The sequence below is a fragment of the Halomonas sp. I5-271120 genome, assembly GCF_030553075.1.
Lineage (GTDB): Bacteria > Pseudomonadota > Gammaproteobacteria > Pseudomonadales > Halomonadaceae > Onishia > Onishia taeanensis_A.
On record NZ_CP130701.1, the window covers coordinates 1,764,863 to 1,781,862 of the forward strand.

Here is a 17,000-nt window from a genome sequence, read left to right on the forward strand (position 1 = left end):
TTTCCGTCGCGCGTGTATGATACCCGACGTTTCGACGTTTGGGTAAATGGCCGTGCGGCCAGGGCAGTCAGGAGATCCGAAGATGGCAGCGAGCGGGACGGTAAGCATGCAGGACTATCAGCGCGAGTTCATCGAATTCGCCATCGAACAGGGCGTGCTCAAGTTCGGTGAGTTCACCCTCAAGTCCGGCCGTGTCAGCCCTTACTTCTTCAATGCTGGCCTCTTCAAGAGCGGCTCGGCGCTAGCCCGGTTGGGGCGTTTCTACGCTCAGGCCATCGCCGACAGCGGCCTTGAGGTCGACGTGCTGTTCGGCCCCGCCTACAAGGGCATTCCGCTGGCGGCCAGTACCGCCGTGGCGCTCGCCGATCATCATCAGCGCGATCTGCCGTTTTCCTTCAACCGCAAGGAAGCCAAGGCCCACGGCGAGGGTGGCAACATCGTCGGCGCCGCCCTCGAAGGCCGGGTGCTGATCATCGATGACGTGATCACCGCCGGCACTGCGATCCGCGAAGTGATGACCCTGATCGACGACGCCGGCGCCCAGGCCGCTGGCGTGGTGATCGCGCTGGATCGCCAGGAGTGCGGCAGCGTCGAGCAGGGCACCGAACGGCGCAGCGCCATCCAGGAAGTCGAGGCTCGCTATGGCATGCCGGTCGTTAGTATCGTGACGCTGGACATGGTGCTGGCCTACCTGGAAGAGTACGCCTCCGAGGCCATGCAGGGCCATGCCCAGGCCATTCGCGACTACCGCGCCCGCTACGGCGTAATGCCCGCTAAGGCGTAAGCGCAGCCGGTGCCGTCGCCAAGTGACGTTTTGACCTTGAAACACGCGCTGGATACACAATCTGGACACACGATCTAGACCTAGGGATTTTCCGATGAAACTGACTCCCCTGCTCATCAGCGGTACCGCTCTGCTGGCAGCCACCCTGACCTGCCAGGCAGGCAGCCTGGATCTGAACCTCAGCAGTGAGGCCGTGCAGTTCGAGGGCGCTGCTGACATCGCTCCGGGCATCGCCCTGGGTGGCGGCGTGCTGGACAGCGATGATCATGGCGACACCACCGAAGGCCATGTCCAGGTGCTGGGCGTGGATCGCAACAGCCGCTACGACATGGGCATCGGCGCCCGCTGGACGCAGCTCGACACCGACGTCGGTGACGGTGGTGGCCTCGGTCTGGGTGGCTACGGCTACGCCTACGTCCCGAGCCTGCCGGCCATGTCAGTGGGCGGCTACGCCTTCTATACCCCGGACGTGGTCACTGCCGGCGATCTCGAGGACAGCGCCGAGTATGGCGTGCGGGCGCGCTATGCCTTCGCCCCGAACGTCGACGGCTATGTCGGCTATCGTCGCCTGCGCGGCGACTTCGACGGCACCGGTGGTGCCCGCACCCTGGACAGCGGCGCCAACATCGGCGTGCGGCTGAACTTCTAAGGCGGCCCGTACCGTCTGCGTCGTCGGGCCCCGCATGGGGCCCGACTGCGTTATGGCCCTTATTCGATCAGGATGTCCGCATGCTCGACGTGGTGCTCTTCGAACCCGAGATTCCGCCCAATACCGGCAACCTGATCCGGCTGTGCGCCAACACCGGCTTTCGGTTGCACCTGATCGAGCCGCTGGGCTTCGTGCTCGACGATAAGCGCCTGCGTCGTGCCGGGCTCGACTACCATGAATGGGCCCGGGTCCGGGTGCACGCGAATTGGGAGGCCTACCTTGAGGCCTGTCGCCCGGACCGGGTGTTCGCCGTCTCGACCCGTGGACGCACCGGCTATCATGAGCCCGCCTACCGGGAAGGCGACGCCCTGGTGTTCGGCCCCGAGACCCGCGGCCTGCCGCAGGCGCTGCTCGATGCCCTGCCCCCGGAGCAGCGCCTGCGCATTCCCATGCTGCCCGAGAGTCGCAGCCTCAACCTGTCCAACGCCGGTGCCGTGCTGGTCTTCGAGGCCTGGCGACAGCTGGAATTTGTTGGGGCAGGCCTTCCTGGGGCCGGCGATTCGGAGAGCAGCCCGACGGGTGAAGGCCAGCCCACCGATCCCTCCGCCGCGCCGCGTGCCGATCAGGAGTAAGCCATGTCGATCCAGCAACGCCTCACCAAGTTGAACCCGCGTCAGCAGGAAGCGGTGCGCTTCATCGACGGCCCCTGCCTGGTGTTGGCCGGCGCCGGCTCGGGCAAGACCAGCGTGATCACCTCCAAGATCGCCTACCTGGTCCAGGAATGCGGCATGAGCGCGCGCAAGATCGCCGCGGTGACCTTTACCAACAAGGCCGCTCGCGAGATGAAGGAGCGTGTCGGGCAACTGCTCAAGGGGCGCGAGGGCCACGGCCTGACCGTCTCGACCTTCCACACCCTGGGCCTCAACATCATCCGCGGCGAGCTCAAGACCCTGGGCTACAAGCCGGGCTTCTCGCTGTTCGACCCGGAAGACGCCAAGGCGCTGCTGCGCGATCTGATGCAGAAGGATGCCCAGATCGACGCCGACCAGATCAACCGGGTGCAGGGCCAGATCTCGACCTGGAAGAATGACCTGGTGCTGCCGGGCGATGCCCTCTCGCATGCTGCCGATGACGACGAGCAGTTTGCCGCTCGGGTCTACGAGGCCTACAACCGCCACCTCAAGGCCTACAACGCGGTCGATTTCGATGACCTGATCCTGCTGCCGGTGGTACTGCTGCGCGACGACCCGGAAGTGCTGGCGCGCTGGCGGCGCAAGATTCACTACATGCTGGTCGACGAGTACCAGGACACCAACGTCTCCCAGTACCTTTTGGTCAAGCTGCTGATGGCCGAGCGCGCCACCTTTACCGTGGTGGGCGACGACGACCAGTCGATCTACGCCTGGCGCGGCGCGCGGCCGGAGAACCTGGTGACGCTGGGCGAGGATTTCCCACGCCTCAATGTCATCAAGCTCGAGCAGAACTACCGCTCCACCGGCACCATCCTGCGCGCCGCCAACACCCTGATCGCCAACAATCCCCACGTCTACGAGAAGGCGCTGTGGTCGGAGCTCGGCCCGGGGGATGCGATCCGCGTGGTGGTCAACCGCCACGAGGAAGCCGAGGCGGATCGGGTGGCCAGCGAGATCCTGACCCGGCGCATCAAGGAGCGCGCCGAGTGGCGCGACTTCGCGGTGCTCTATCGCGGCAACTTCCAGGCGAGGCTGCTGGAGCTCAAGCTGCAGCACTACCAGATCCCCTACAAGCTCTCAGGTGGCACCTCCTTCTTCTCGCGCAACGAGATCAAGGACGCCATGGCCTACCTGCGGTTGCTGATCAACCCGGCCGACGACAATGCCTTCCTGCGCATCGTCAACGTGCCGCGCCGGGAGATCGGCCCCGGGACGCTTGAGAAGCTCGCCAACTATGCCAACGACCAGGCCACCGGGCGCGGCATCTCGCTGTTCGCCGCCTGCCATGAAATCGGCCTCGAGCAGGTGCTGCCGGCCCGTGCCGTCGACCGGCTGGGCCGCTTCACCCACTTTATCGACGGCGTGCGCCGGCGCATGGACGGCGGTGATGCCATCGCCGCGATTCGCGACATGCTGCGCGAGATGGACTACGAGGCCTGGCTGCATCAAAACGCCAGCGCGCCCACCGTCGCCGAGCGGCGCATGGCCAACGTCTGGACGCTGATCGATCAGCTCGAGAAGTCGATGGAGCGCAGCGCCGAGGATAGCGCCACGGAGGACAGCGACAGCCTCGAGACCGAGACCGACGGCGTCGAGGCCGCCATCTCGCGGCTGGTGCTGCGCGACATCCTCGAGCAGCAGGCCGAGGAAGACGACTCCGACCGGGTGCAGCTCTTGACCATGCACGCCTCCAAGGGCCTGGAGTTTCCCCACGTCTACCTGATGGGCCTGGAAGAAGACCTGCTGCCGCACCGCAACGCCGTCGAGGCCGGCACAGTCGAGGAGGAGCGCCGGCTCGCCTATGTCGGCATCACCCGGGCCCGCCGGACCCTGACGCTGACTCTAGCGCGCCAGCGCAAAGCCTATGGCGAACTGCTCGACTGCACGCCGAGCCGCTTCCTCGACGAGCTGCCGCCGGACGATCTCGACTGGGAAGGCCGCGCCGACAAGGAAGACCCCGAGAAGAAGCAGGCCCGGGGCAAGGACGCCATCGCCGGCCTGCGCTCTTTATTGGGCTGAGGGCTCTTTATTGGGCTGAGGGCTCCTTATTGGGCTGAACGCGCTTTACTGGGCTGAGCGCGGATCGCGATAGGGCGAGCGTCGCCACGCGACAGGGGCAACGCAAAAGGGGCGCCAATGGCGCCCCTTTTTATGCTGCGTGCCGTTATTGCGAGCAGTTGTTGTGAACAGTTGTAGCGAGTCTGGTGCTGCCCCATGCGAGCACCGGGGACAGGCCAGCGCGCGCGTGCTGCTTACTTGCTGGCGGCCACCAGGTGATCGACGGCGGCCTTGACCTCATCATCAGACAGGCTCGGGTTGCCGCCCTTGGCCGGCATTGCATTGAAGCCGTTGATGGCGTGGCTGTAGAGGGTCTCGGTGCCTTGCTCAAGGCGCGGCGCCCAGGCGTCGGCATCGCCCTTCTTAGGTGCACCGGCAGCGCCGGTATCGTGGCAGGCCGTGCAGACTTGACCGTAGATGGCGGCGCCGTCGATATCGCTGGCGGCGGCGGTCATGGTAGCCCCGGCCTCGCCACCTGCGTTGGCGCTGGCCGACGTGGCGCCTCCGATGGGCGGCAGCTCGCCGTCGTAGACGGGCTCGACCAGGTACTGCACGGCGCGCTTGACCTCATCATCGGCGATGCTTGGGTTGCCGCCCTTGGCCGGCATGGCGTTGAAGCCGTTGATGGCGTGGGAGTAGAGCGTTTCGAGGCCTTGCTCAAGGCGCGGCGCCCAGGCGTCGGCATCGCCCTTCTTAGGTGCACCGGCAGCGCCGGTATCGTGGCAGGCCGTGCAGACTTGACCGTAGATGGCGGCGCCGTCGATCTCGCCGCCCTGGCTATCGCCGCCGCTGCTGGTGCTTGTTGAGCTCATGGCGGCCGTGCCGCAGTCCTCGCCGGCCATGCATAGCTTGCCCACCGGCTCGAGGCGCTCGGCGATGGCATCGTGGCTCATGTCGCTTTGGGCCGACGCGGCGCTGGTCACGGCCAGGCTCAGGGCGGTCAGGCCACCCATGATCAGTTTGCTGACGTTCACTCTCACCACCTCTTACGTTCTTGTCATCGAACGCCCGCATCGGCGCCTGAAAATCAGTATAACGGCAACCACTGAAGCGGGAAACGCTGTGGCTCGAGTGGTCCCTTGCATCAGGCTGGACAGCCGCGCAGTGGGCGGGTAGGATTGTGGCCGCCCGATCGGGCACTGCTGATAAGGCAGTTGCGCGCCCATAGCTCAGCTGGATAGAGTACTGCCCTCCGAAGGCAGGGGTCGAAGGTTCGAATCCTTCTGGGCGCGCCAAGAACATCGAAAAAGGGCCTGCGAGCAATCGCAGGCCCTTTTTTGTTTTGCGCTCAGACGCTGGTCACCCCGGGCACATAGGTTCGGCGCTCAAGCCACCCCAGCAGGCTTGCCACCGTGGAGGTCAGCACCAGATAGATCAGGCCCGCCCAGAGGAAGATCAGGAAGAAGTCCAGGGTCCGCGAACCGACATCGTAGGCGATGGCGGTGATCTCCACCACGCCGATGGTGTAGGCGATGGAGGTGAACTTGAGTTCGATGATCGCCTCGTTGGACCACTGCGGGATCACCCGTCGCAGCGCCTGGGGGAGCATGATGTGGCGGATCGCCTGCCACTGCGTCATGCCGCAGGCGCGGGCAGCCACTATCTGACCCTTGGGCACCGACAGTACCGAGCCGCGGAAGTACTCGGCCTGGTAGGCGGCACTGTTGAGCGTGATGGCGATCACCGCCGCTGTGAAGGCGTCGAAGACGATGCCCACCTGGGGAAGCCCCAAATAGATGAAGAACATCTGAACCAGCATCGGCGTGCCGCGAAAAAGCTCCACATAGACGGTACTGATCCAGTAGAAGAGCCGATTGCCGTAGACCCTTGCCCAGCACAGCGCCAAACCTAGAAAGAAGCCCAGCGTGATCGCGATGATCCATAGCGACAAGGTGATGGGCACGCCCTTGAGCAGCTCAGGCAACCACTGGATACCGAAGGAGATAAATTCCTGCATGGCTTACCCGTGCTCCGCGATGACGTTGAGGAAGGCCCTTGTCCGCTCGTGTACGGAGTCGGTGAACATTGCGTCCGGTGTCCCCTGCTCGACGATATGGCCGTTCTCCATGAAGATGATCTCGTCGGCGGCCTGGCGGGCAAAGCTCATTTCGTGGGTCACCACCACCATGGTCATGCCCTCGGTGGCCAGCTGCTGCATCACTCGCACGACCTCGCCGGTCAGCTCGGGGTCCAGCGCTGAGGTTGGCTCGTCGAATAGCAGCACATCGGGGTCCATGGCCAGGGCGCGGGCGATGGAGACGCGCTGCTGCTGGCCGCCGGAAAGTTCTGCCGGGTAGGCGTCGTCCTTGTCGTCAAGGCCTACCCGTTCCAGCTCGCGTCTGGCGCGTTGGGTCGCAGTCTCCTTGTCGGTGCCGTTGACCTTGATCTGGCAGATGCGCACGTTGTCGAGCACGGACAGATGCGAGAAGAGGTTGAAGTCCTGAAAGACGAAGCCCATTCGTGCCCGCATCGCATCGATGTTGTTATCCAGCACCTCATGGCCGTTGAGGTAGATGCGCCCGGCATCCGGCACCGTGAGGTGGTTAATGCAACGCAGCAGGGTGCTTTTTCCCGAGCCGGAGGGGCCGATCAGTACCTTGGTCTCGCCCTTGCGCAGCCCGAAGCTGATGCCTTTGAGCACCTCCAGGCCGTCATAGGCTTTCTTCACATCCTGCACGTCCAGAATCAGATCGTCGGCCATTCTTGGCGCTCCTCTCATTATTTTTCGAAGCCCGGCACGGCCAGCTTGCGTTCAAAGGCATACAGCAGGCTGTTGCCCGCCCGATTGAGGATGAAATACAGAAGCGCCACGACGGCAAACACGGTCAGCACGTTGCCCTGGGTGCTGGTGATGATGTAGTGCGCCTGGCGGGTCAGTTCGACCACCCCGATGACATAAGCCAGGGAGGTCTCCTTGATTTCCGAGGAGAACTCGTTGGTCCAGGGCCCAATGGCATGCCTCGCCGCCTGGGGGAAGATGATATGGCGGATCGCCTTGACCTTGGACATGCCCATGGCCCTGGCCGCCATCATCTGACCGGCTGGCACAGACTGGAAGGCGCTGCGGAATATCTGTGATTGGTAGGCCGCGGAGCGCAGGCCCATGGCCAATATCGCGGCAGTAAAGGCCGAGATATCAATGATGCCGGAGATGCCGTAGAAGAAGATGAACAGCATGATAATGACAGGAACGCCTCGGAAGACGCGCTCGTACAGTACCAGCGGCCACTGCACCAACCGTGTCCTGGGGCCATAGAGTTTTAATAGGCAGATGGCCATGCCCAGCAGGAAACCAATCGCCAAGAGGGCGGCCAACAGCACGATGGCCACGCCCAACCCCTTCAGTAGGAAGGGGAAGTCGCGAAGCAGTACGTCGTAGATATCCATGCCGATTTCCCTTGCGTGGCGGGCACCCTCCCTTGGCCGGAAGGTGCCCGTCGTCAGATCGGTTTATTCGTTGCCGAGCTCGGGAAGGCCAGCGACCGGTTTCTGGTAGGTGTCGACGAAATCAGGCATATGACCCGGGATGGGAGGCACGGTGACGCCAGGAATGTACTCCCCGACAATTTTTCCCCATTCCCCGGATTCGTAGATGGCCAGAATGCCCTGGTTCAGATCGCCCAGGATGTTCTGAGGATCGCCCTTGGCCACGGCCAGCGCCAGCGGAGCGCGGATGTAGATCTTGCCGGCCATCTTCACGGCCTTGCCGGCGTTGATGTACTCCTGAGCGGACGTGTCGTCGACGATAACCGAGGAGATGCGGCCGATCGCCATGTCGTCCACTGCCGTGACGTAGTTATCGTATTTGGCCAACTCAACGTCAATGTCGCTGGAATTCAGCACGTTTTCTTCCATCCACGCCTGCTGTGAGGAGCCACCCTGTACGCCGACCTTGGCGCCACAGCACACGGCGGTAAAGACGTTGAGGTCGGAGTCTTCGGGTACTAGCACGACGTCGTTGGTTTCCCACCAAGGGATGGTGAAGTCGATGTTTTGACTACGTTCTTCGGTGACGGTAAGGCCGGTGGCGAGTATGTCGATCTTCTCCGCTGCCAGGGCGGGGATCAGCGAGGGAAAGGGCATATCCTGGAATTCAATCTCGATGCCCGCTTGCTCGGCAATCGCTTCCATTGCGTCGATGGCGATACCCTTGAATTCGCCACCTTCTACGTAGGCCCAGGGGGGGAAAGAGGCCTCGACGCCAACGGTGTAAGGGTCTTGTGCGTATGCAGTGGTCGCCAGACCGCTGCCGAGTACCATGGTGCCCATCATGACGGCAGGCAGGATTGATGCTGTTATTCTTTTCATGATCATCTCGCTTGGTGGTGAGTTTTTATTATTCCGCCGAATCAATATGGGCGCCTCTTTTCTAGGCTGTCAAATCAATATGGGCCGCCCTTTGCGTGACTTTATCGTGGAATTTTCCCGTCTCCATTCATAAGTAGATAAAAAGCATATCGTTAAATGTGCTTTTCCTAAGGTAGGGGATGGTTTTGATTCATGTTGGTGAATGGATTACTCAACATCTTTTTTAGAAGATGTTTTTAATATTGTCTCTCGTTACTATTGTGTCTGAATTTCCGGTGTCGTATGTCTCTCGCCTGTTGATACCGATGTAGAAGTCGGCGGACGTTTTTAGGCATCATCATGCGTTGCCATATCGTCAACGCTTTTCGCTTTATGAAGTCTTCATTACTCGCCGTTAAGGACCTGGCATGCTCCCTGATTACTCCGCCATCGCCTGGTTGTTGATCGCCTGTTCCGTTTTATCTGACGGGCATCTCGAAAGGGGGATTTGCAGGGGGATTCGGTACGCTCTCGGTACCGCTGATGGAGCCCTACCCATTCGGCAGGCCTGTTGCTACCGCTGCTGCTGGTCATGGATGTCTTTGCGGTGAAGGCGTGGTGGGGAAAGCAGTCAGCTGCCGAAGTGTGGCGCTTCGTGCCGGGGCTGTTTGTCGGTGTGGCGGGGGAACGCTGCTGTCTGGCAATTTAAGCGAACAGGGCGTGCGGCTGGTGCTCGGTGTGATCACCCTGCTGTTCGCCGCTTATATGCTGTTGAAGTCCGTTGCCAGGAAGCCCATTTCTACCCGCTGGGCCCTGCCTGCAGCCAGTGTCTGCGGCTCTACCAGCTTTATGGCCCATTCAGGTGCGCCGCCGATAAACGTGTACCTGTTGCCGCGCAAATATCCAAAAGAGACCTTTATTGCCACTTGCGCCGTGTCGTTCGCGGTGGTCAACGTGATCAAACTAGGCCCCTATATATGGCTTGGCGAGGTGAATGTGACCAGCGCCTGGGCGTCGTTATTGCTGGTGCCTATCGCCTGGGTCGGCGTGCGCAGTGGTCTGTGGCTCCAGAGCCGCGTCAACGAAACGCTTTTCTTCCGGCTGGTGATTCTGGCGATGTTCGTAGTCGGCGTTAACCTGATGTGGCAGGCGCTGACATAGCCTTTGTCGCCTGCCAGGCGGCTCATCGAATCGCGACCGCGTCACTTGGCGAGTCTTTTTAGCCATCCAGTTAGCCATCCAGGGCGTGGCGGCGCAGTTCCTCGATTGTCACCACGTCCAGTGCTCGCTGATCGGTTGAGGCCAGAATGACCGGCGGTGCAAGGCCGACGGCAAGCGCCTCCTGCCAGCGACCGGCGCACAGACACCAGCGATCACCGGGGGCGAGGCCGGGAAAGCCGAAGTCCGGGCGCGGTGTTACCAGATCGTTGCCCCGGGCGCGGCTGAAGACCAGAAATTGCTCGGTGACCTCGGCGCAGATGGCGTGTACGCCGATATCTTCGGGGCCCACCCGGCAGAAGCCGTCACGGTAAAAGCCGCTGGCGTTCTCGTGGCAGCAGGGGGCCAGGGGCTCACCCAGCACGTTGCGCGGGCGCTGAGGCGTAGTAGTCGACTCGGTCATGGCGTGTCCTCGGCGGGTCGCTATCTTAGGAGGCTCGCCCAAGAGGCTCACGGGGTAGCCTCGTGGGCGACGGGATATCTTGTGCGACCTTACGGCATCTTCGGTCGAGGCGTCACTCCGCCCTTATACCTCCACCCACATCCGCAGCAGGTTGGCGTAGCTCTTGGAGAGCGCCTTGAAGGCATCGGTGTTGCCGCTCTCGTCGAACAGCTGGCGACGGGTGGTATCCAGGTCGAACAGCACCTCGCGCTGGCCCGGATCGCGCACTTGGCTCTGAGCCCATCCCACTGCGGCGAGTCGCTCCCCGCGGGTGACTTCCTCGACCCGATGCAGGCTCGATGAGGGATAGAGCACCAGCGAGCCCGCCGGCAGCTTGAAGGTCTGCTCGCCGGCGGTTGACTCGATCAGCAGCTCGCCGCCGTCATAGCTCGCGGGGTCACCCAGGAACAGGGTGTAGGAGATGTCCGTGCGCAGGGCGCCGCCGGGGCTTGCCATCACGGCGTCATCGACGTGGTTGCCGTAGGCCATGCCGACCTCATAGCGGCTGAACATCAGCGGCTTCATGCGCGCCGGGCGCACCGCCATCTGGAACAGCGGGTGGCGAGTGAGCGCCTGGGTGAGTTCCTCGCGCAGCGCCGCCACCTCGGGGCTGCGCCCATCGGCCTGCTGGTTGCGCTTGACCGTGCGGGCATGCCAGCCGGCGGTCTCGCGCCCGTCCTTGAACGGCACCTCGGCCAGAGTGGCACGGGCCCGCTCAAGCAGCTCGGGAGGGATGATGTCGGCGATACAGAGAATCACGGCGGGCTCCTGTGAGATGAGAAAGCAGGATCAAATGTTAATCGTTTGTATTTCGGCGTAATAGCCGGCATCCTACCAGCATCGGCAAGGCAGGCGCACGTCACACGTCGCTGCGGGCTGGCTGCCGCTTTTCACACAAGACGATAGCGCAACAGCATGGAGATCATCATGTCCACCACGCGGACGAAGGTTTGGGTCGGAATCGGAGCGAGTGTCTTTCTGGGTGCCAGCAGCGCCGCTTGGGCCAGCAGTGACGAAGAGGCCGTCGGCAGCAGCGATGCCCAACAGATGGAAAGCGCGGGTGAAGGCGGAGAAGGCCACGGTGCCCATCACGGCGGTGAGTCTGGAGAAAGCGGTGAATCCGGCGCGCATCACAGCGATGAGTCTGGAGAGGGCGGTGAATCCGGCGCGCATCACGGTGGTGAAAGCGGTGAAGGCGGTGAAGGCGGTGGCAATAGCGCTTTTAGTGTCTTCGATTACCTGACTGCCGATGCCGGAGGCGAAGGTGGTGAAGGTGGGGAAAGCGGCAGCAGCTACTCGTCCACCAACCCGGGTGTCTACGTCACTACCCTGGCGCTGATGGAAGGCCACCTGCGGGTTGCCAGCGAGCTGTATCGCGAAGGCGCCAAGGATAACGCCCTGGCGCACTTCTATCATCCCGTCGCCGAGTACTACACCTCGCTTGAAGCGGGGCTGGATGCCCGCGGCGTCGAGGGCCTCAAGCCGGTCCTGCTGAAGGTTGCCGAAGAAGCCTCGAAAGGCGGCGACTGGTCGGATCTGGAAGACGACTACGAAGCGGCGCGCGAGGCGATCCACGACGCCCAGGCCGCGATCGACCCGTCCCTGAAGCAGGACGCGACCTTCCAGAGCCGGGTGCTGTTGGCGCTGACCAACACCGCCTTGGACGAGTACATCGAGTCCATCGATGGCGAGCAGTTCGTCAACGGCCCCGAGTATCAGGACGGCCACGGCTTCATGCTGGTCGGCCGCGATATGCTCTCGGCCCAGGAAGCGAGCCTGAGCGCCGCTGACGGCCCGGCCTACCCGGAAGTGGTAGAGGCCTATGAGGACATGATGACCGCCTGGCCGAGCGCTGCCGTGCCCGACACCCCGGCGGTGAGCTTCGGCGAGCTGTCAGGCGACGCCTTTGCCCTCGAGGTGCTGCTCAAGGACTACTGAGCCGACGGCGCACGCCATGCACGGCATAGCTAGTCCGGCCCGAATAGTCCTGCACCGCTAGTCCGGCATACACTGCCCGGACAAACAGAAAGGCCCGCAACGCCAAACGTTGCGGGCCTTTTGCCGTCTGGGGCAAGGCGTTCGAAGGTGGTAGGTCCCTCGCCCTCACCCCCAGGACCGTCGATCAGGCGACCGTGGAGCCGGTGGTCTCCTGTGCACGGTGTTGTTGAGCAGGCGCCTCGATCCCCAGGCGGCGCAATTCGGCGCGCCAGGCGAGCTTGAGACCGTAGTCGCTGTCGTTCCACTTGTCGTACTGGTTCGCTACGTGATCGCACAGCTCGAGGCTTGCATGGCGCAGCGGCTGCCCGGTGGCCTGGGCCGCCAGCTGGGTTTGACAGCTGCGCTCGAGATCGCGCATGCGCAGGAAGGCATCGCCCACCGAGTTGCCGCAGGTCAGCAGGCCGTGCTGGCGCATGATCATGGCGTTGTGCGACCCCAGATGAGCGACCAGCCGGCGCCGCTCGTCCAGGTCCAGGGCAATGCCCTCGTAGTCGTGATAGCCGATGCGCTGGTGGAACTGCATGGCCCACTGGTTGAGCGGCAGCAGGCCCTCTTCCAGGCAGGACACCGCTACCCCGGCCACGGTGTGGGCATGCAGCACGCAGCCAACGTCCGGGCGCGCCGCGTGAATGGCACTGTGGATGGTGAAGCCGGCAGGGTTTATGCCAAGCCCAGTGGGGTCATCCAGCACCTCACCCTCGGCGTCCACCGTCACCAGGCTGTCGGCGGTGACTTCCTCGAAGCGCAGCCCGAAGGCATTGAGCAGGAAGCGCTCGCCGGGCAGGCGCGCCGAGATGTGGGTCGAGATGCCGTCGTCCATGCCATCCCGCGCCATCAGCCGATAGGCGGCGGCCAGGTCACGGCGGATGGCCTGCTCCTCTGCAGGGCGGGTCGGTGCGCTCATTACAGGCTGGCCTCCACCGCGGGCAGGGCGGGTTTGCCGTCGCGAGTCGTCACGCCTTCGAGGAACTCGGCCACCTTCTCAGGGTGTGCGACCAGCCAGTCATGCGCCACGGTTTCCAGCTTGCGTTCCTTGAGGCTGTATTCACGGATGAAATCGCTTTGGTCGTCGGCCGAGAACGTGAACTGATCGAGCAGCTGGCGCATGTTGGGATTGGCGTCGCTGTAGGCCTTGGAGACGATGGTCTTGACGTCGTTGCGGCCGTTGTTGGCGCCATAGACGCTTTCCGGGTCGTCGAGGATACGGCTGTCGTATTCCGGCACCATCCAGTGCGGCGTCCAGCCGTAGAACACGATCCAGCGCTCGTCTCTCGCGGCGGCGTCGACTTCACTGAGCATGCCGGGTGTCGAGGAGGACATGCCTTCCCAGTTGCCGAGGCCGTAAGTGTTGGCCTCAATGGCGCTGTTCAGCATGTCGGTCACGTTGGAGCCGCTCTCGATGCTGTAGACGGTATAACCGAAGCGCTCGGCGACTTCAGGGTCCGCCAGCTGCTCGGCGCTGGTAATGCCGGCCTCATAGACGTAGCCCGGCACGGCGAAGCCCATGCGCGCGCCGCTGATATTGCTGCCCAGGTCGACGATGGTGCCCTTGGCCATGGCGGCGTCGTAGATGGTGGTCTGGGACGGCATCCAGCCGGCCAGGAAAACATCGCTCTCGTTGGTTCCGAGCGTCTGATAGGCCACCGTTGAGCTGAGCTCCTGCTTGTCGGCGGTATACCCCAGCGGCTCGATGAGCTGTGAGAGCATTTCGCTCTTGACGGTGACACCGGGCCAGGGCGGCACGACGATCCGCAGCGTATCGTCACGGTCGCCGGCGGCGGCCAGGGCCTGGCCGGCCAGGCTCAGCCCTGCCAGCAGGGTCAGGCTGATGGCGGTCAATCGGAACATTTTCATATCGTTGTATCTCCTTTGCGGTTGGCCGGCCGCCGGGTGGCGGTCACGGTGTCATCGGTCTTGCGAGGCCGGTTCGGGCCTCGCAAGACCGGGTTGGAGGTTATGCGTTTCTGGGGATCAGCCCGTTAATCCACCAGCTAATCCACCAGTTCGGGCAGGCCATCGAAGGGCGTCCGGGCCAGCACGCGCTCGACCATCGGCACGAAGGCATCGAGTGGCAGGGTGTCGTAGTCCTTATCGAAACTGGTCTGATCCCACTCGTCACAGAAGCGCACGGTGCGCTCGAACGCCGGGTGGTCGCGGTAGGCGTCGCGGGCGTGTGGGTCGAGCCCGAAGAAGTGGCGATAGTGATAGCCCTGGAAGAGCTCGTGGTGGCGAATCATCCAGGTGTTCAACGGGTCGATGAACGGCTCGAGGATGCCGGCCGCAATCTCGGCGTGGTTGGCCGGCGACAGATCGTCGCCGATGTCATGCAGCAGGGCGCAGACCACCATTTCCTCGTCGGCGCCGGCCCGCAGGGCGCGGGTCGCGGTCTGCAGGCAGTGCTCATAGCGGTCCACCGGGTAGCCATGGTGGTCGCCACGCAGGCGCTCCAGGTGCACAAGCACCCGGCGGCTGGCATCGGCCTGATAGGCCCTGAAGTATGAATCGATCAGGGCCCATTCCTCGCGGCGGCTCTCATCGAAGCGACGAAAGCGGGCTTGGGTCATCGTGGCTGAGTGGTCGGCGGTATGGCTCATGCAGTGGCTCCTAGCGATGTGGACAGCTGGTCGCGCAGCACCAGGCGGCGGCTCGCGGTGCTGTCCTGATCGACGTAGCCCTGGCGCATGTGACGGACGCCGTTTTCCAGATGGAAGGATGTGCGCCCATGGAGCAGGCGGTAGTTGTCCATGATCAGCATCTGGCCGGCTTCGAGCTTGATGTTCAGGGTCAGGGCTTCGGACGTGATCAGCCGGTAGAAGGCCTGGCGTGCGGCGTAATAGCGGCGCAGTTCAGCACCGGGCCGGGCCGAGACGCGCTCGGTACGGTTCGAGAAGCGCACCCGCATCAGGTGGTCCTGGCCGTCGAGCTCGATCAGCGGGCCTTCGCTTTCAAGGCGAGTGGTCTCGTCGTGATAGCAAAACCCCGGCGTCACGCGGGTCAGGCAGGCGAAGGCCTCCGGGTCTTCCTCGCGCAGGCGCTGCGCCGCGCTGAAACCGTCGACCAGGGTGTTGTCCCCGCCGCCGGCGGCGTTGGCCAGGCAGTGCAGCCAGACAAACCCCGGGATAGGATCGCGATAAGGGTTGTCGGTATGGGGTTCGAGCCCGCGCTGGGTCATGGTCAGGTCATAGGCATTGGCGACCGATTTGACGTCGGCGACGCCGCCCCAGTTGGTCCGCCGCAGCGGGCCGATGCGCGCCATCAGGGTCTGCATGCCTTCCGCTTCGTCAGGCACTCCATCCACCCGCACGAAGCCGAAGCGATGCAGATTTTCCAGTAGCTCGAGCAGGGCGCCGTCATCGTTTACCGCTGCGGAAAAAGCGCTGTGGGGAATATCACTCAAGCGTGAATCCCACAGACGACGCTCGGCGAATTCGTCGCTCGGCGTGACTTCTTCGTTCAGGGCCGCCAGAGAAAAGCAGCTTTGGTGACCGTCGCTGAAACGAATATCGAGCCGGTCGCCTTCGGCAGTGGCCGTAAGGATCGCCAGGTCCAGCGGCAGATCGGCGGCCTCGATCAGGCGCTGTCCGGTCTGCGGGTCGAGCGTGTCGGCATCCGGGGTGCGCTCTCGCAGCCACAGGGCATCCAGCTCGAGATCCTTCCCGTCGTAGTGGAGGTGAAGCTGCTGACCGTCGGCTGACTGGCTGAGATGACCGCTGATGCTCATGACACTGGGTTCTCCGTTGGGGGGCGATGGCCCCGTTGCTTGAGGACTAGGGACTTACCCTAACGCCGGCCTGTGGCGGCTATTTGATTTTTTTCGCCTTATTCATGATATAAATGGCCCCATGCCCGATACCACTTGGCCCTATGTAAGGCCCGATTCGCCCCCGTTGCTGGCACCTGATGATGCTGAGCTCACCCTCAACGTGTGGCTGGTGCCCAGGTTCTCGATGCTGACGCTGTTCTGTCTGCTCGAGCCCCTGCGGGTCGCCAACCGGTTCGGTCGTGACCTCTTCGCCTGGCGGCTGCTGTCCTCCGACGGGCAGGCGGTGGTGGCCAGCAACGGCGTGCGTATCGATGTGGATGGGCGGCTCGATAGCCTGTGTCAGGATGCTCGTCGGGATCATCTGGCTTCGGAGAGTCGCCTGATGGTGGTGGCGTCCTACGAACCGGAAGCCACCGTCGAGGCCGAAGACCGGGCGGTGCTGAGGCGGCTCGCGGCTCATGGGGCCTGGCTGGGAGGGCTCGACACGGCGCCCTTCATCCTGGCCCGGGCCGGGGTGCTGAATGGCTATCGGGTGGCCATGCACTGGGAGAGTGTGCCGGCCTTTCGTCAGGAGTTCCCTGAGCTTGTGGCGAGCTCGGCGCTCTACGAATGGGAGTATGACCGCCTCACGGGGTCGGGGGGCGCGGCCGGCATCGATCTGATGCTGTCATGGGTCGAGCGGCGCTATGGGCCGTCACTGGCCGATGCCGTGGGGCGACAGATCGGCTATCAGCGAGGCGAGGGTACTGCAACGAGCCGCGAGCGCCGCGGTGATCCGTCGCTGCCGCGCAGCGTGGTGCGGGCCCTGGCGGTAATGGAGGCCAACCTGGCGCAGGCGCTGGATATCCCCGAGATCTGTCGGCTGGCGGGGCAGTCTCAGCGTCAATTGACGCGCCAGTTCGCCGCCCACTTCGGCGAGACCCTCAAGCAGTGCTATCTCGGCATGCGCCTAGACCTCGCCCAGCGCATCCTCGCCGATAGCTATTCCAGCGTGACCGAGGCGGCCTATGCGGCCGGTTTTTCTCACCTGGCCCACTTCTCGAGGGCCTATCGCCAGCGTTTCGGCGAGCCGCCTCGCGCCACGGCGATGCGCGGGACCAAGTCCTGAC

At 63.5% G+C, this 17,000-nt stretch carries 18 protein-coding genes and 1 tRNA gene; 8 read left to right on the top strand and 11 right to left on the bottom strand.

Features of this window, described 5'->3' with window-relative positions:
* Positions 1-82: 82 nt before the first annotated feature.
* From pyrE to rep, 4 genes are all read left to right on the top strand, one after another.
* Positions 83-784, top strand: coding sequence for an orotate phosphoribosyltransferase (pyrE, locus tag Q2K57_RS07850; RefSeq protein WP_304526545.1), 702 nt, complete (start codon positions 83-85; stop codon positions 782-784).
* A gap of 94 nt (positions 785-878) precedes the next feature.
* Positions 879-1,433 (top strand): YfaZ family outer membrane protein, encoded by a 555-nt coding sequence (locus tag Q2K57_RS07855; RefSeq protein WP_304526546.1) that lies wholly within the window; start codon positions 879-881, stop codon positions 1,431-1,433.
* An 80-nt stretch (positions 1,434-1,513) separates the two neighbouring features.
* The gene (trmL, locus tag Q2K57_RS07860) at positions 1,514-2,065 is read left to right on the top strand and encodes a tRNA (uridine(34)/cytosine(34)/5-carboxymethylaminomethyluridine(34)-2'-O)-methyltransferase TrmL (protein WP_304526547.1); all 552 of its coding nucleotides are present in this window, start codon (positions 1,514-1,516) and stop codon (positions 2,063-2,065) included.
* A 3-nt stretch (positions 2,066-2,068) separates the two neighbouring features.
* A complete protein-coding gene (rep, locus tag Q2K57_RS07865; protein ID WP_304526548.1) occupies positions 2,069-4,144 on the top strand; it encodes a DNA helicase Rep in 2,076 nt (691 codons plus the stop codon).
* Between the two features lie 233 nt (positions 4,145-4,377).
* On the opposite strand, the gene Q2K57_RS07870 is transcribed toward rep, so the two are convergent.
* The gene (locus tag Q2K57_RS07870; RefSeq protein WP_304526549.1) at positions 4,378-5,157 is read right to left on the bottom strand and encodes a cytochrome c5 family protein; all 780 of its coding nucleotides are present in this window, start codon (positions 5,155-5,157) and stop codon (positions 4,378-4,380) included.
* Positions 5,158-5,341: 184 nt separating this feature from the next.
* Between Q2K57_RS07870 and Q2K57_RS07875 the strand changes: the two genes are divergently transcribed.
* Positions 5,342-5,418 (top strand) — tRNA-Arg (locus tag Q2K57_RS07875).
* 53 nt (positions 5,419-5,471) lie between these two features.
* On the opposite strand, the gene Q2K57_RS07880 is transcribed toward Q2K57_RS07875, so the two are convergent.
* The 4 genes from Q2K57_RS07880 to Q2K57_RS07895 all read right to left on the bottom strand — a co-directional run bounded on the left by Q2K57_RS07880 (position 5,472) and on the right by Q2K57_RS07895 (position 8,491).
* On the bottom strand, positions 5,472-6,140 hold the full coding sequence (locus tag Q2K57_RS07880) for an amino acid ABC transporter permease (RefSeq protein WP_304526550.1): 669 nt from the start codon (positions 6,138-6,140) through the stop codon (positions 5,472-5,474).
* 3 nt (positions 6,141-6,143) lie between these two features.
* Positions 6,144-6,884 carry an amino acid ABC transporter ATP-binding protein gene (locus Q2K57_RS07885; protein WP_304526551.1) on the bottom strand — a complete coding sequence of 247 codons (741 nt, stop codon included), beginning with the start codon at positions 6,882-6,884 and terminating at the stop codon, positions 6,144-6,146.
* A gap of 17 nt (positions 6,885-6,901) precedes the next feature.
* Positions 6,902-7,570 carry an amino acid ABC transporter permease gene (locus tag Q2K57_RS07890; protein ID WP_304526552.1) on the bottom strand — a complete coding sequence of 223 codons (669 nt, stop codon included), beginning with the start codon at positions 7,568-7,570 and terminating at the stop codon, positions 6,902-6,904.
* Positions 7,571-7,633: 63 nt separating this feature from the next.
* Entirely contained in the window at positions 7,634-8,491 is an 858-nt protein-coding gene (locus Q2K57_RS07895) for an ABC transporter substrate-binding protein (protein WP_304526553.1), read from the bottom strand.
* Positions 8,492-9,013: 522 nt separating this feature from the next.
* Between Q2K57_RS07895 and Q2K57_RS07900 the strand changes: the two genes are divergently transcribed.
* On the top strand, positions 9,014-9,631 hold the full coding sequence (locus Q2K57_RS07900; RefSeq protein ID WP_304526554.1) for a sulfite exporter TauE/SafE family protein: 618 nt from the start codon (positions 9,014-9,016) through the stop codon (positions 9,629-9,631).
* Between the two features lie 70 nt (positions 9,632-9,701).
* On the opposite strand, the gene Q2K57_RS07905 is transcribed toward Q2K57_RS07900, so the two are convergent.
* Both Q2K57_RS07905 and Q2K57_RS07910 read right to left on the bottom strand, forming a co-directional pair.
* Positions 9,702-10,091: a DUF2237 family protein gene (locus Q2K57_RS07905; protein WP_304526555.1), complete on the bottom strand. Its 390-nt coding sequence runs from the start codon at positions 10,089-10,091 to the stop codon at positions 9,702-9,704.
* A gap of 123 nt (positions 10,092-10,214) precedes the next feature.
* Positions 10,215-10,889, bottom strand: coding sequence for a Fe2+-dependent dioxygenase (locus Q2K57_RS07910; RefSeq protein WP_304526556.1), 675 nt, complete (start codon positions 10,887-10,889; stop codon positions 10,215-10,217).
* 168 nt (positions 10,890-11,057) lie between these two features.
* On the opposite strand from Q2K57_RS07910, the gene Q2K57_RS07915 reads away from it, so the two are divergent.
* The gene (locus Q2K57_RS07915) at positions 11,058-12,068 is read left to right on the top strand and encodes a hypothetical protein (RefSeq protein WP_304526557.1); all 1,011 of its coding nucleotides are present in this window, start codon (positions 11,058-11,060) and stop codon (positions 12,066-12,068) included.
* Positions 12,069-12,252: 184 nt separating this feature from the next.
* Here the strand turns inward: Q2K57_RS07915 and Q2K57_RS07920 are convergent, their stop codons facing one another.
* The 4 genes from Q2K57_RS07920 to Q2K57_RS07935 all read right to left on the bottom strand — a co-directional run bounded on the left by Q2K57_RS07920 (position 12,253) and on the right by Q2K57_RS07935 (position 15,849).
* Positions 12,253-13,032, bottom strand: coding sequence for a class II aldolase/adducin family protein (locus Q2K57_RS07920; RefSeq protein ID WP_304526558.1), 780 nt, complete (start codon positions 13,030-13,032; stop codon positions 12,253-12,255).
* Positions 13,032-13,976 carry an ABC transporter substrate-binding protein gene (locus tag Q2K57_RS07925; RefSeq protein ID WP_112055730.1) on the bottom strand — a complete coding sequence of 315 codons (945 nt, stop codon included), beginning with the start codon at positions 13,974-13,976 and terminating at the stop codon, positions 13,032-13,034. The genes Q2K57_RS07920 and Q2K57_RS07925 overlap by 1 nt, the downstream gene beginning before the upstream one ends.
* A 143-nt stretch (positions 13,977-14,119) precedes the next feature.
* Positions 14,120-14,692 carry an HD domain-containing protein gene (locus Q2K57_RS07930; protein WP_304526669.1) on the bottom strand — a complete coding sequence of 191 codons (573 nt, stop codon included), beginning with the start codon at positions 14,690-14,692 and terminating at the stop codon, positions 14,120-14,122.
* Positions 14,693-14,718: 26 nt separating this feature from the next.
* The gene (locus Q2K57_RS07935; protein WP_304526559.1) at positions 14,719-15,849 is read right to left on the bottom strand and encodes a TauD/TfdA family dioxygenase; all 1,131 of its coding nucleotides are present in this window, start codon (positions 15,847-15,849) and stop codon (positions 14,719-14,721) included.
* A gap of 121 nt (positions 15,850-15,970) precedes the next feature.
* On the opposite strand from Q2K57_RS07935, the gene Q2K57_RS07940 reads away from it, so the two are divergent.
* Entirely contained in the window at positions 15,971-16,999 is a 1,029-nt protein-coding gene (locus tag Q2K57_RS07940; protein ID WP_112056170.1) for a GlxA family transcriptional regulator, read from the top strand.
* Position 17,000: the final 1 nt, after the last annotated feature.